The organism is Kribbella sp. NBC_01245, assembly GCF_036226525.1.
Lineage (GTDB): Bacteria > Actinomycetota > Actinomycetes > Propionibacteriales > Kribbellaceae > Kribbella.
Genome location: NZ_CP108487.1, coordinates 432,824 through 446,289, shown reverse-complemented (window position 1 = coordinate 446,289; position 13,466 = coordinate 432,824). Strand labels below are relative to the sequence as shown.

Annotated in this window: 13 protein-coding genes; 6 read left to right on the top strand and 7 right to left on the bottom strand. The window is 67.6% G+C overall.

All coding sequences use genetic code 11. The annotated features are described in order from the left end of the window. The first annotated feature begins 129 nt into the window (after positions 1-129). Together OG394_RS02025 and OG394_RS02020 are read left to right on the top strand one after the other, a co-directional pair. Positions 130-1,188: a hypothetical protein gene (locus OG394_RS02025; protein ID WP_328993037.1), complete on the top strand. Its 1,059-nt coding sequence runs from the start codon at positions 130-132 to the stop codon at positions 1,186-1,188. Between the two features lie 4 nt (positions 1,189-1,192). Beyond that, a complete protein-coding gene (locus OG394_RS02020) occupies positions 1,193-2,308 on the top strand; it encodes a hypothetical protein (RefSeq protein ID WP_328993035.1) in 1,116 nt (371 codons plus the stop codon). Here the strand turns inward: OG394_RS02020 and OG394_RS02015 are convergent. Together OG394_RS02015 and OG394_RS02010 are read right to left on the bottom strand one after the other, a co-directional pair. After that, positions 2,305-2,913 (bottom strand): HAD family hydrolase, encoded by a 609-nt coding sequence (locus tag OG394_RS02015; protein ID WP_328993034.1) that lies wholly within the window; start codon positions 2,911-2,913, stop codon positions 2,305-2,307. The two genes, OG394_RS02020 and OG394_RS02015, sit on opposite strands and share 4 nt — an antisense overlap. 13 nt (positions 2,914-2,926) lie before the next feature. Further along, a complete protein-coding gene (locus OG394_RS02010; RefSeq protein WP_328993033.1) occupies positions 2,927-4,126 on the bottom strand; it encodes an MDR family MFS transporter in 1,200 nt (399 codons plus the stop codon). 73 nt (positions 4,127-4,199) lie between these two features. Between OG394_RS02010 and OG394_RS02005 the strand changes: the two genes are divergently transcribed. Beyond that, entirely contained in the window at positions 4,200-5,168 is a 969-nt protein-coding gene (locus OG394_RS02005) for an ArsR/SmtB family transcription factor (RefSeq protein ID WP_328993032.1), read from the top strand. 157 nt (positions 5,169-5,325) lie between these two features. On the opposite strand, the gene OG394_RS02000 is transcribed toward OG394_RS02005, so the two are convergent. Together OG394_RS02000 and metK are read right to left on the bottom strand one after the other, a co-directional pair. Continuing rightward, positions 5,326-7,332 carry a primosomal protein N' gene (locus tag OG394_RS02000; protein WP_328993030.1) on the bottom strand — a complete coding sequence of 669 codons (2,007 nt, stop codon included), beginning with the start codon at positions 7,330-7,332 and terminating at the stop codon, positions 5,326-5,328. Between the two features lie 96 nt (positions 7,333-7,428). Continuing rightward, the gene (metK, locus tag OG394_RS01995) at positions 7,429-8,622 is read right to left on the bottom strand and encodes a methionine adenosyltransferase (protein WP_328993029.1); all 1,194 of its coding nucleotides are present in this window, start codon (positions 8,620-8,622) and stop codon (positions 7,429-7,431) included. 150 nt (positions 8,623-8,772) lie between these two features. On the opposite strand from metK, the gene OG394_RS01990 reads away from it, so the two are divergent. The 3 genes from OG394_RS01990 to OG394_RS01980 all read left to right on the top strand — a co-directional run bounded on the left by OG394_RS01990 (position 8,773) and on the right by OG394_RS01980 (position 10,461). After that, positions 8,773-9,144: a hypothetical protein gene (locus OG394_RS01990; RefSeq protein WP_328993028.1), complete on the top strand. Its 372-nt coding sequence runs from the start codon at positions 8,773-8,775 to the stop codon at positions 9,142-9,144. A 92-nt stretch (positions 9,145-9,236) separates the two neighbouring features. Then, complete coding sequence (locus OG394_RS01985) at positions 9,237-9,902, top strand: DsbA family protein (protein ID WP_328993027.1); 666 nt, start codon at positions 9,237-9,239, stop codon at positions 9,900-9,902. After that, entirely contained in the window at positions 9,883-10,461 is a 579-nt protein-coding gene (locus OG394_RS01980; RefSeq protein WP_328993026.1) for a vitamin K epoxide reductase family protein, read from the top strand. Before OG394_RS01985 ends, OG394_RS01980 begins: the two co-directional genes overlap by 20 nt. Before the next feature lie 232 nt (positions 10,462-10,693). Here OG394_RS01980 and OG394_RS01975 read toward each other — a convergent pair whose 3' ends face one another. Genes OG394_RS01975 through rpoZ form a run of 3 tightly spaced genes read right to left on the bottom strand, consistent with a single transcriptional unit; the run spans position 10,694 to position 13,463 of the window. Beyond that, on the bottom strand, positions 10,694-11,833 hold the full coding sequence (locus OG394_RS01975) for a winged helix DNA-binding domain-containing protein (RefSeq protein ID WP_328993025.1): 1,140 nt from the start codon (positions 11,831-11,833) through the stop codon (positions 10,694-10,696). 52 nt (positions 11,834-11,885) lie between these two features. Continuing rightward, on the bottom strand, positions 11,886-13,148 hold the full coding sequence (coaBC, locus tag OG394_RS01970; protein WP_328993023.1) for a bifunctional phosphopantothenoylcysteine decarboxylase/phosphopantothenate--cysteine ligase CoaBC: 1,263 nt from the start codon (positions 13,146-13,148) through the stop codon (positions 11,886-11,888). A 15-nt stretch (positions 13,149-13,163) separates the two neighbouring features. Next, positions 13,164-13,463, bottom strand: coding sequence for a DNA-directed RNA polymerase subunit omega (gene rpoZ / locus OG394_RS01965; RefSeq protein ID WP_328993022.1), 300 nt, complete (start codon positions 13,461-13,463; stop codon positions 13,164-13,166). Between the last annotated feature and the right edge of the window lie 3 nt (positions 13,464-13,466).

Sequence of the window (13,466 nt, the reverse complement as noted above, 5' to 3'; positions counted from 1 at the left end):
AAACTCCACAACACCGACTCAAGGGGACCCTGTCAGTCTAATGGGCTTCGCGTTCTCGCTGGTGACGACGTACTGTGTTGACAGGCGTACCTACCGTCACTTCAGTCACACGCCGAACGGGAGAGCACCATGGCCACAGCAGCACGGGGGGCCACCTTCATCCTCATCAGTGCCTTACTGACACCCTTGATCGCGCCGATCGGAGCCGCGCAGGCCGCGCCCGAGCCGGTCAGCGAGCAGCCCGCACAAACCTGGAGCCAGCTCGTCCAGCAGGTCGCCGAGACCGCGCCGACCGCCAGCGCGGCCGCCGAGGCCGGGCCCGCCGAGCGCGCCACGCAGACGATGCGGTGCTTCCAGCTCAAGGAAGAGAACTACTGCCTCGGTCTCGGTTTCGTGGACGAGGTCCCGACCGATGACGAGATCGTCGCGGCCGCCACACCGGTCGAAGCGCTGCCCACGGACGCCGAATTCGGCGGCGGGACCGGCGCGTTGAGTACGACGGATTTCGTACACCAGCGGTCCGCGATGAACGAGGAAGACCGGCTCAACGCCGAACTGGCCGAGATGCGGACCGCGTGGGAGGGCCGCGAGAAGGCCAAGGCGATGCGGACGAACCAGGTCACGAGCGCGCGGCAACTGCCGGACAAGCTCGCGCTGATGGGTTCGTACGGGACGTCCCAGGAGCGCGGTTACTGGTGTGGCCCGGCCAGCTTCCAGTCGATCGACTGGGCCGACGACAAGCAGAAGGACAGCCAGGCGTCCTGGGCCAAGGACCTCGGCAGTACGACGTCCGGCACGGGGATCGCCGCGATGGTGCAGCAGACGAACTTGAAGACCAAGTGGGACAACCACGCCGGTACGTACATCGTGCAGAGCGTTGGTCACTGGGACACCAAGAAGTTCTTCGACATCCACCGCACGCACCTCGGCGACGGCACCGGCGCGCCGATCATCGAGCACACCCAGTTGCTGAAGCGGTACTTCCCCTACCTGGCCTACAACTACAGCGGGCACTACCAGGTCGGGCGCGGCTACAACGTCGACGAGGGCACGATCACCATCTTCGAGGTGTTCAACGAGAAGCGGTTCAACAGCCGGGGCAACGAGACTGCCGGATCGAAGCAGATCCCGGCCTCGGCGCTGTTCAACGCGACATTAGCCAACCAGTTCAAGAACATCGGGCTCTAACCGGATGCGGAGGGCCCCACTTGTAGTTGCCGCGGTGGTGGTGCTGGCCGCGTCCTGCTCGGCTCCAGCTTCGGATCAGACCGGGCCAACGCCGTCTTCGAGTCCGACCATCAGCTCGAAGCCGACCGGGCCGGCGCCGGCACCGCGGTGGACCAGGCTGCGGCGCGGGGCGGTGGACGGCGATCACGTGATCGGGATCGACGGGCCGTTCGTGGTGGTCCGCGCCAGCGATCCGGCCGGTACGACGTCGATCATCGACCGTGGCAGCAACAAGGTGGTGCTCCGGCACAAACCAGCGGCCGGGTTCATCGCCCAGTCGCCGGTCGTACTGGCCGGGCGATGGGCGCTGATCCAGGACATCCGCTCCGATGGACCCAATCCCGAAATCCGCGCCACGCGGTACAACCTGGATGCCGGCAGCAAGGAAGACCTCGGCAGCATCAAGGGTCTCCCCCACATCACCGAGCCCGAGATCGGCGCGAACGGCAGCACCTTCGCCTACACGACCACTGACGCCAAGGAGCTCTCGTGCCTGGTCGTGGCCGATATCGGCACGCTCGAGAATCACCTGGTCGGCTGTGTGAAGGCACCGGGTTATCTGGCCGATCCGATCGTCTCGACCGACTCGGTCACCTTTAGCGAGATCACTGCGCCCGGTACGGCGAAACGCTGCAAGCGCCTCCTGACGGCTGCACTGGCTGGTGGTTCCGCCAAGCCGATCGCGCCGGCCAAACCGTGTATCCAGTGGAGTGGCGCCAGCTTGCGCGGGACGGCCGTCTGGTCCGAGGTGCCTGCTGGTTCCAGCGACCAATACCAGAGCGAGGGGTACGTGCGTGTGAGCGCGGCTGCGCCTACCAGGAAGCTCGGCCAGATCATGACGGACACGATCGTCCCGTGCGGTAGCTGGATCTACTGGCAGGTCAGACGCGTCACTGATGGCGTCGAGCACTACGAGATCCACCGGTGGCGCGAAGGCTCTGACCCGCAGAGCGTATTCGTCAGCGAGCCTGAGACGGCACTGAGCGCCCCGACTTGCCAGAAGTCGCAGCTACTGGTTGAAAGCGCCAGTCTGGCCGCTGGTTCGAAGTACGCCGACGCGTTGGTGACCCCCGCCGACTAGACGGGTAGGCCGTGGTCCTTCAGTTGCTGGCGTAGGTCGGCCGCACCGGTGAACAGTTCGGCTTGTAGGCCAACAGCGCGGGCAGTGTCCACGTTGCGCTGGACGTCGTCGGTGTAGAAGGTGCGGGCCGCGTCCAGGTCGTACCGCTCCAGCAGGATCCGGTAGATCTTCTCGTCGGGCTTGACCGTTTCCTCGACCCCAGACACCACTGTGCCGTCGAACCCGCGCAACACCGGGAAGGCCTCCAGCGCCACCTGCCACTTCTCGGCGGAGAAGTTGGTCAGGGCGTACGTCGGGATGCCGGCCGCGCGTAGTTCCTCCAGTAGCTGCACGGTGTCCTCGATGACGCCGCGGACCATCTTGAGCCAGCCGGTGTCGTACGCGCTGATCCACTCGGCATGCTGCGGGTGGAGGGCCGAGAGCTCCTCGACCGCGTCGGCCCAGGCACGGCCGGCGTCCTGGCGCATATTCCACTCGGACGTCGCGATGTTCGTCAGGAAGTGCTCGCGCTGCTCCTGGTCCGGGATCAGCTCTTCGTAGAGGTAGTTCGGATTCCAGTCGAGTAGCACGCCGCCGATGTCGAAGACCACGGTGTCGATAGGCATGGCTCCAACCCTCTCATGCAGTTGTAGCCGCTAGATCGGCCTGGGCTGCTCGGGCGCGTAGTGCGGGCGCTAGCAGCATCTGCGCGACAAAGAGGCCTACACCGAGCACTGCGCATCCAGACCAGACAGTGGTGGCTCCAGCACCGTCTAGGACCCTGGTACCAACCAGAGGCCCGATGACGGCACCAAGGCCCCACGCCACGCCTCCGAGACCCATGTAGCTTCCACGCAGGTCTATCGGCGCAAGGTCCGCGAAGACGGCCCCGAACATCGTGGCGTACCCGATCTCCCCCACGGTCCATACGATCACCGACAGGCCGTACGTCCACCAGTTGTCCGCCAAGGCTCCTAGGCCGAACCCGAGGCCTACTAGCGCCATAGACGCCGCCAGAACGGTAGGACGGTCCTTCTCGGCCAGACGCCTCCCGACGAACGGCTGTACCAGCACGATCACTACGCCGTTCAACGCCAGCACAATGCCGTACGTCGAACTGGGCAGTCCGTCGGCAGCCATGGCCAGTGGCAACGTCGAGTACCCCTGGAAGTAGATCGCGGCGTAGACGACAGAGATGCCGACCATCACCAGTAGCGTCGCATCACGCGCAGCGACCGGCAGGAACGGCCGTCGTACCTGCTCGACCAGTACCGGCCGGGTCTCGGGCACGACCTTGTAGACGATCAGAGCCGCCACTAGCGACGTACCGGCGTTGATCCAGAACAGCAGGCTGTAGCCGACACTGGCGAGCACGCCCGCGCTTACGGTCGAGATCGAGAAGCCGAGGTTGATCGCCCAGAAGAGCAGGCCGAACGCCCGTACGCGCTCGCGCGGCCCGAGCAGGTCCGCCACCGTCGCCTGGACCGCCGGCCGGAACAGGTCTGCCATCAGGCCCACGCCGAACGCCGCGGCCCAGATCGACGCCATCGAGGCGGCCGAGCCGAGGGCGATCAAGGCGGCCGCGGTACCGACGAAGCCGGTCAGCATGGTCCGCCGACGGCCGATCCGGTCGGTGAGCCAGCCGCCGACGAACTGCGAGACGACCGAACCGGCTCCGACCGCCGCGGCAACAGCTCCGGCGGTTCCGGCCGACAGGTGGCGGTCCTGGGTCAGGTAGAGCACGAGGAATGGCTGAACGAACCCGCCGAGCCGGTTGACCAGCTGGCAGGCCCACAACGCCCAGAAGGCTTTCGGCAGGGCGGGGACATCGGTAGGCATGCGACTAAGCCTCCCGGCCAATCTCCCAGGCGTCGATCATTAGCTTGAGCGCTAATCGTCGTACACTGCCGTGGTGATCACGATCGCCCTCACCGCGGACGACCTCGCGCGGATCCGGTTCGCCTTCTCGCCGATCTGGGAGACGGTCACGAGCGTGCGGGCCTTGCGGACCAATGGGTTGAACAGCTTGCACGGGCCGTGGTTGAGCCGGGTCCGGCCGATTGTCGCCGGGCCGGACTATTCGTTGCTCAGGGCGCTCATTCCGGCGATCGGGTATATCCCGGACTTCATCACGCCGGCGCCGCCGCGTCGGTCGACCAGTTTCGAATCCGGGTTGGCTGCGATCGCCGCGACTCCGCATGAGCTGGTGGTGGCGGAGCTTCGGAAGTTGCGTGATGAGACGCCCGATCCGCTGCTGGATGAGCTGATCGCGGATCCGGCCCGGGCTCTCGAGCAGATCACCGACGCCTTGCACAGCTACTGGAAGCGCACACTCGAGCCGGACTGGGGCCGGATGCGCGCGCTGTTGCAAGACGATCTGACCTTTCGGCTGGAGGAGCTGGCCAGTGGTGGTGTGAACCGGCTGTTCCGCAACCTGCATCCGTCAGTCTCGTTCACCGGGGACCGGATCGAGGTCGACAAGCCGTTCTTCTGCGAAGGCGCTCCGCAGCCGGGTCAGGGGCTGCTGCTGGTGCCGTGCGTCTTCACCTGGCCGGTCCCCCTGCAGGTGACCGCGACACCGCACGTGCCGACCATCACCTATCCCCCACGCGGCCTCGGCCGGCTGTGGGAGAGCCGCCAGGACACGACCGGATCCCCATTGGCGGACCTCGTCGGCAAAACCCGGGCAGCGATCGTCGGCCACCTAGACCTACCGATGTCGACCACCCATCTCGCGCATCAACTAGGCCTCGCCGCGCCGACTTTGAGCATCCACCTAGGCATCCTCCGAGCCGCCGGCGTCGTCGACTCCCGCCGCGAAGGCCGCACCGTCCTCTACTTCCGCACCCCCCTAGGCAACGACCTCCTGCTAGCCGCCTGACCGACTGTCTTGTCGTTCATTCGTCGGAATCTGCCCTCTCAGCACCGCGGACCTGTACAAGTCCGCGGCGGGAGAGGGCAGATTCCGACGAATGAACGACAAAGGAGGCCGCCAGACCCGCGCGGAGGCGGCCAGGCCACTAAGCCTCGGAGGCGCGCTAGCCGAGGTGGGGTGGGTCGATTTGGATGCGGATTGAGCCGGGGACCTTTTTCGTGCTGCGCGCGGCCTGGGCCTCGTGCAACGACCGGGCGAACTCCAGGCCGACGCCGCGTGGCACTTTGAGCACCGCGCGCACGGTTTCGTCGTCGACCGGGACCGGGCCGAGCACCGTCACCGCTTGGCGCACGCGGCCGAGGAAGTCCTCCACCGCTTCGGCTGAGCCCGTCACCTCGGCAACCCGCGCGGCCGGTGGGAGTCGCGCCGTACGGCGGTCCTCCAGCTCGCGGTTCGCGTAGAACTCCGGGCTCCATCGCACCAGCGCCTGCATCGGGACCGTGCCGGCCTCACCGACGACCATCACCGAGCCGTCGGGCCGGACCAGCGCGGCCGCGTTGAACCAGCGCCGGACGGCCTCCTCAGTCGCCTTGAGCTCGGGCCGCGCCAGCATCAGCCAGGTGTCGAGCAACAACGCGGCGCTGTAACCACCAGTCGCGACCGGCTCGGACCCGGGCGTACACACGATCAACGCGGGCTTGTCCGCGACGGTGTCGAGCATGGCATCGCCTCCCGACGTACGGACCGTGGTGCCGGGAAAGGCCCGGCCCAGCTCCTCCGCCGTACGACGCGCGCCTACGACGGCCGCGCGCATCCGGTGGTCGCCGCACTCGGGACAGCGATGGTCCTCCGCTGGACGCCCGCACACGCCGCAGACGGCCGGCCCGGCAGACGCCGTACGACGCAACGCCCCGCCGCACGACGTACATCGTGATGGCGTGCGGCAGGTCTGGCAGACCAGGCTCGGGAGATACCCGGCGCGCGGAACTTGGACCAGCACCGGGCCCGTCTTCAAACCGTCGCGCGCCACCTCGAACGCCTGGTGCGGGAGGCGGGCGGCCCGCGCTGCGGCATCCCTCGCCAGGTCGGTGTCGGACTCACCCGTCACGTGCACGGAAGGCGCGGCCGCGCGGATCGTCGTACGGTCTGCGACGAGTTCGCGGACCCAGCCCGACTCCAGCAGGGCGGCCACCTCGGTCGACTGGGCGAATCCACCGAGCAGGGCGGCGCAAGCCTGCCGGTGGGAGCGCAGCAGCAGCACCTCGCGGGCATGCGGGTACGGCGCTCGGGGCTCGGCGTACGAATCGTCGCCGTCGTCCCAGATCGCGACCAGGCCCAGGTTGGTGACCGGGGCGAACGCGGCCGCGCGCGTCCCGATCACGACTCGCGTGTTGCCGCGAAGCGCCATCAGGAAGGCGCGGTAGCGAGCGGTCGGGCCGAGGTCGGCGGAGAGCGTGACGAATCCGTCCGGCCCGAGCACGTCCACGCAGGCATCGGCCAGACGGGCCAGGTCGCGGGCGTCCGGCGCGAGCAGCAGGGCACCACGACCGGCCGCGGCGGTGACGGAGGCAGCCTGGGCGAAGGCGCGCGGCCAGTCGGTGCCCGGGACTGCGGTCCAGGCCGCGCGCGGCGCCTCGTGGCGAGTGAGCGCGTCCAGGAAGGACTGGGCGTGCGGGTAGGCCGCCCACTCGGTCAGGTCCCCGACGGGCGCGACGGGTTGGTCGGGTTGCGGCGGCTCGCCTTCGACCTTGGCATGGCGGGGTGGCACGGCCAGGCGGGTGACGTCGGGGAAGACGCCGGCATAGCGGTCGGCGACGGCGCGGCAGAGGTCGGCGATCTCGGGCGAGAGCACCTGCTCGCCCGATACGACCTTGCGCAGGCGGGCCAGCTTGCCGAGGTGAGCCGACTCGTCCAGGCGGGCCAGCACAAACCCGCCCAGCTCCTTGCCGGCGAAGCGGACCTTCACCCGGGCGCCGGGCTGAGCGTTCTCGTCCTGGTCGGCCTGCACCAGGTAGTCGAAGGGCCGATCGAGATGCGGCAGCGAAACGTCCACCGCGACGCGCGCGATGGGCTGCTCGGTGGCCAGTCCGGCCGGCTCCTTGGTCTTCGAGCGGCGGACCGTCTGCCGTATCAGCATCAGCTGCTCGGGCTCTTGTCCTTGCTCGGTCACCAGCGAACTCTAAACGGCGGCATCGACAGGTCCGGGATCAGACACACAACAGCCCCGGCCGATGCACGGCCGGGGCTGTCGTTACGTGCTTTTGAGCTACTGCTTGATGGCGGCCTTGAGCGCCTCGACGCGGTCGGTGCGCTCCCAGGTGAAGGCATCGCCGGTGCGGCCGAAGTGGCCGTGCGCGGCGGTCTGGGTGTAGATCGGGCGCAGCAGGTCCAGGTCGCGGATGATCGCGGCCGGGCGCAGGTCGAACACGGCCAGCACGGCATCGGTGATCTGCTCGACCGGCACGGTCTCGGTGCCGAAAGTGTCGACGTAGAAACCGACCGGAGCGGCCTTGCCGATCGCATACGCGACCTGGCACTCGCAACGGCTGGCGAGACCGGCGGCGACAACGTTCTTCGCGACCCAGCGCATCGCGTAGGCGGCCGAACGGTCCACCTTCGACGGGTCCTTGCCGGAGAACGCGCCACCACCGTGGCGGGCCATGCCGCCGTACGTGTCGATGATGATCTTGCGGCCGGTCAGACCGGCGTCGCCCATCGGGCCACCGATCTCGAAGCGGCCGGTCGGGTTCACCAGCAGCCGGTAGTCGGTGGAGTCGATCTCGAACTGCTCGAGGATCGGGTCGACCACGTGCTTCTTGACGTCGGGCCCGAGCATCGACTCGAGGCTGATGTCGGCCGCGTGCTGGCTGGACACCACCACGGTGTCGATCCGCACGGCCTTGTCCCCGTCGTACTCCACGGTGACCTGGGTCTTGCCGTCGGGACGCAGGTACGCCATGGTGCCGTCCTTGCGGACCTCGGACAGCCGCTCCGACAACCGGTGCGCGATCGTGATCGGCAGCGGCATCAGCTCGGGCGTCTCGTCGCAGGCGTAGCCGAACATCAGGCCCTGGTCGCCGGCACCCTGCAGGTCCAGCTCATCGGCGGAGGCGCCGGTACGGGTCTCGTGCGCGGTGTCGACACCCTGCGCGATATCGGCCGACTGGCTGCCGATCGCGACCGAGACCCCACAAGAGGCGCCGTCGAAACCCTTGAGCGACGAGTCGTAACCGATCTCGAGGATCCGGTTCCGCACGATGCCCGGAATGTCGACGTACGCCGAGGTGGTGACCTCGCCCGCGACGACGACCAAGCCGGTGGTGACCAGCGTTTCAACCGCTACGCGGCTCTTGGGGTCCTCCGCCAGCAGGGCGTCGAGAATGGAGTCGCTGATCTGGTCAGCGATCTTGTCCGGGTGACCTTCCGTCACCGACTCGGACGTGAAAAGGCGCCGTGCCACGGTTCTCCCTCAGTTCCCTCGGATCGTATGCCCCCGCAGTATGCCAGCCCGGGGTCCCATATCCACGTCTGTGAGACGGCTGACCATTACTTAAGACTGCCATGCTCGTCTTTTGAACGGTGATCCGGTGGGCTGGCTAGACTTTCGCCCGTGTCCAGCAGCCCGGGATCAGCGTCCGCCTTCGTGCGGCTGGCCGTGCTGCTCTTCGCGACCGCGCTCGTGCTGGTGGGGAGTTATAGCGCCGAGCGGTTCCATCCTGACGCCGGCGCGCCGAGCGTGCCGACGTACACGATCCAGGTGGACGACCTCGCCATGGACGAGGGCGCGTCGACGCCGATCGGCTTGGATTTGCCGGATCTCTGCGGCGTGTTGCTCGGGATCTTGCTGTTCGTGATGTTGCTCCTGCGGCCGAAGAGCTGGGCTGTTTTCCATCGGACACCCCTGCCGCCTTGGTCGATCGAGAGCGACCGGACCGCCTTTGCCGCGGTCACACCTCTGCAACTGGGGATCTCCCGGACCTGAGCCGGCCAGCCGGTTCTCCGCGTCCTCAACCAGCAGGCCAGGCCTGTTGGTCCTTCTTGCATTGGCTACTTCTTGGCATTGGGAGATCCCTTATGAGTTTGAACACCCGGTTGTCCATTGGTATCGCGGCCGCCTTCGCGCTCGTCGTCGGCGTCCTCCTGGTCGTGAACGCGACCGACTCCCCCGGTCCCTCGCCTGCTTCCTCCAGTGGTGGCGTCGCTCCGGATCCTCGGCTGGTGCGGCCGGACAGTCATCGGCTCAGTACGGCGGCGGATGGCAAGGTCACGTTCGTGGAATTCCTCGACTTCGAGTGCGAGGCGTGTCGTGCGGCCTATCCGGCGGTGGAGAAGTTGCGGGAGCAGTACGACGGCAAGGTGACGTTCGTCGTGCGGTACTTCCCGATCGAGTCGCACTTCAACGCGGAACGCGCGGCGCGGGCGGTCGAGGCGGCTGCGCAGCAGGGGAAGTTCGAGGCGATGTACAAGAAGATGTACGAGTCGCAGGGCGAGTGGGGTGAGCAGCAGGTTGCCGCGGACGGGAAGTTCCGGGCGTTCGCCAAAGGGCTTGGGCTGGATCTCGCCGCGTTCGACAAGGCGTACGCCGATCCGGCCACGCTGGCGCGGGTCAAGAAGGACGCTGAGGACGGAATCGCCGTCGGCGTCCGCGGCACGCCGTCGTTCTTCCTGAACGGGCAGCAGATCCAGCCGCAGTCCTTCGAAGACCTCACCAGGCTGATCGATGCCGAACTCAACCGCTAACTCGGGCGCCGGCTCGGGTGTTAGCCGGGCGGTCGCTTGGTTGATGGTGGGCGGTGGAGCGCTTGGGCTTGCTGCCGCGTTGGTGTTGACGGTCGAGAAGTTCCTGCTGCTGAAGGATCCGTCACACCGGCCGTCTTGCAGCATCAACCCGGTGCTGTCTTGCGGATCGGTGATGAGCAAGCCCCAGGCCGAGGCGTTCGGGTTCCCGAATCCGCTGATCGGGATCGTCGGCTTCACCATCGTGCTCACCCTCGGGGTGGTCCTACTCGCCGGAGCCGCTCTGCCTCGGTGGGTGTGGGTTGGTTTGCAGGTGGGCGCTACGGCAGGTGTGGTGTTCGTGCACTGGTTGATCTTCCAGAGCTTGTACCGCATCGGGGCGTTGTGCCCGTACTGCATGGTCGTCTGGCTCGTCACCATCCCCCTCTTCTGGTACTTGGTCCCCCACCGCCTTTCCCTACGGCTCGCCCGTTTCCACAGCGTCGTCCTGACGGTATGGGGATTGGCCGTCGTCGGGATGATCCTTCAGCGATTCTGGTCGTATTGGGTGACCTTGGTTTGAGGTGGCACCCGTCCCCCTGACGTCTTGCGAATTGTCAGGGGGACGGGTGAAGTCTGACCGGCTTTGGTGGTGGCCCGGACGCTGCCGCGTCAAGTGGTGCCGCGCGTGGAGTTGTGCCGCGTGGGTGCGACCGCCAGGTCCACACGGTGCACGGCACCACGCGACACGGCAGCGCCGGGCAACCACCACACCCGGTCAGAACCCACCAAAGACTGGATGCCAGCGAACCCGACTACGCGTGCGGCCCCACCGACACCACGTCGAAGGTGACGGTGGGAGTCGCGCCCAGGATTTCGCCTATGCGTTCGGCTTCCGCTTCGACCAATCGACGTACCCGGGCAGTGCTGGAGCCGAGGAGTTCGACCGTGAGGTCCACGCGGCGGCCGGAGCGGCGTTGGTGCCAGACGCCCGCGACCACGCCGTCGACCAGCACGACCGGGTAGTTCCCCGCCTGCCCACCCGCCAACGCTCGCTCCGACGCCTTCCCCGGGAAGAGGAGATCCCGGGGCTGACCACCAACCACGTACGCGTCGAAGTACGGCAGCAACCGCAACCCGGAACCCCCGGAAGCCTCGGCGGAGGAGAACGCGGCGTCGTCCGCGCAGACCCACGCCTCGCGCCCCTCGACGTACACCTGCACAAGATCGGACGACGCGAACGCCTTCGCAGCCCACGTCTCCGGCGCACTCAGCCAGCGCGCGAAATTCGCCGAGGTGGCCGGCCCGTACCCGTACAAGTACCGGCGCACCAACTCGGCAACCGCCTCGTCGGTTGGCATCGGCTTGAACCCTGGCAACCACCGCTGCGGATTCGTGTACGCCGCCTTCCGTCCCTTGTTCGGCGCATAGCAAAGCACCCCGGCATTGGCCGCCTCGGTGATCGCCTGTTGCCAGCGCGGCCAGAAGCCCTGGAACGCCGGCATCACCAAATCCCCAGCCCACTTCCCCACGCGAGCCACAACCGCAACCGTCAACTCCTCAACCGTCAGCTCGTCATCCGCGAGTGCGTCCGCCAACGCCGCGATCACCTGCTCCGTCTGCGCTGCCGTCATCCGGACGTCCGTCGCGAACAACGCCGCCCTGGTCGGCAGGGCCTGGAGGGCGCCGGTCCACATCGGCAGGTCGTCGGTTGGCAGGAGGTGCACCGTTCCGCGAGGGCCGAACGTTTTCACGAGGGAGCGCTCGGTCCACAGAGCACTCTGTACGTCGTACCGGGTGATGCCATCGCAGCGGACGGCGATCGAGAGTTCGGCGGCGGTGAGGATCTGCGCGTGTGCGCCGGACATCGCCCGGACCACGGCCGGTAGGTCCTGACCACCAGGGAAATGGCGCTGCAGCCGACGAGCGGAGACCTGGTCCCAGGTGAGCTTCATACCAATAATCAACCAGCAGTACCGGTCAGGAACTGGCCACTACTCCCAAAAACTACTGCCAGCGGGCGTCGACGAGATTCCAGATGACGCCGGCGAGGGCGTCTTTGCTGCCGGAGGGGACTGGCAGGGCGCCGCCGTCGCGGTCGAGGATGACGGCCTCGTTCATGTCGCTGCCGAAGACCTTGCCGCCGGACACGTCGTTCACCACGAGCAGGTCGCAGCCCTTGCGCTCGAGCTTGGCGCGGGCCAGGTCGATCACGCTGTGCTCGGCATCACCGGTCTCGGCCGCGAACCCGACGATGACCTGGTCGGTACGTGCGCGGTCGTGCGAGATGGTGGCGAGGATGTCCGGGTTCTGCACGAGGTTGACCGCGGGCACCGAACCGTCGGCGGTCTTCTTGATCTTGTGCTCGGCCACATCGGAAGGGCGGAAGTCGGCCGGGGCCGCGGCCATCACGACGGCGTCCGCATCCGCGGCACGCGCGGTGATCTCGTCGAACAGGTCGCGCGTCGATGTCACCGGTACGACGTGCACGCCGGCGGGGTCGGGCAACTCGGAATTCGCCGCGACCAACGTGACTTTGGCGCCACGGGCTGCCGCGATGCGGGCCAGTGCATAGCCCTGCTTGCCGGACGACGAGTTGCCGAGATAGCGGACCGGGTCGAGGTGTTCGCGAGTGCCACCGGCGCTGACCAGCACGTGCCGCCCGGTCAGGTCGGCGATCTTGTGGCCGGCGGCGCGAGCGGCTTCGTCGGCGAGCATCAGCTGGCTGATCGCGAAGATCTCGGCGGGCTCGGGCAACCGGCCGCGGCCGGTGTCCGAACCGGTGAGGCGGCCGACGGCCGGGTCGAGCACGGTGATACCGCGCTCACGCAGGGTCGCGACGTTCGCCTGGGTGGCCGGGTGCTCCCACATCTCGGTGTGCATCGCGGCCGCGAAGAGAATCGGGCAACGCGCGGTGAGCAGGGTGTTGGTGAGCAGGTCGTCGGCCAGACCGTGCGCGGCCTTGGCGATCAGGTTCGCCGTGGCGGGCGCGACGACGACCAGCTCGGCGGCCTTGCCGATCCGGACGTGCGGGACCTCGTGCACGTCGTCGAACGGGTCGGGCGTGACCGGCTGACCCGAGAGCGCGGCCCAGGTGGAGGCGCCGACGAACTCCAGGGCGGCAGCGGTCGGCACGACCCGGACCTGGTGGCCCGACTCGGTGAGACGGCGTAGCAGGTCACAGACCTTGTACGCCGCGATTCCGCCGCCGACACCCAGTACGACCGACGGGCGCGCCTTAGCGGTGCCGTCGGTCGTCGAGGTGGTCATCAGGAGGTGGAGGTACTACTCGGCGGACTTCTCCGCGGCGGCGGCCTCGGCCTCAGGGTCGATGTCGGTGCAGGTCAGCACGCCCTCGTTGATCTCGCGCATGGCGATCGAGAGCGGCTTCTCCTGGACGTGGGTCTCGACGAGCGGACCGACGTACTCGAGCAGACCCTCACCGAGCTGCGAGTAGTAGGCGTTGATCTGCCGCGCACGCTTGGCCGAGTACAGCACGAGCTTGTACTTGGAGTCGGTGTGGGTGAGCAGGTCGTCGATCGGCGGGGAGGTGATGCCGATGGCGACGGGCTGGGTGCCTGACAAGGT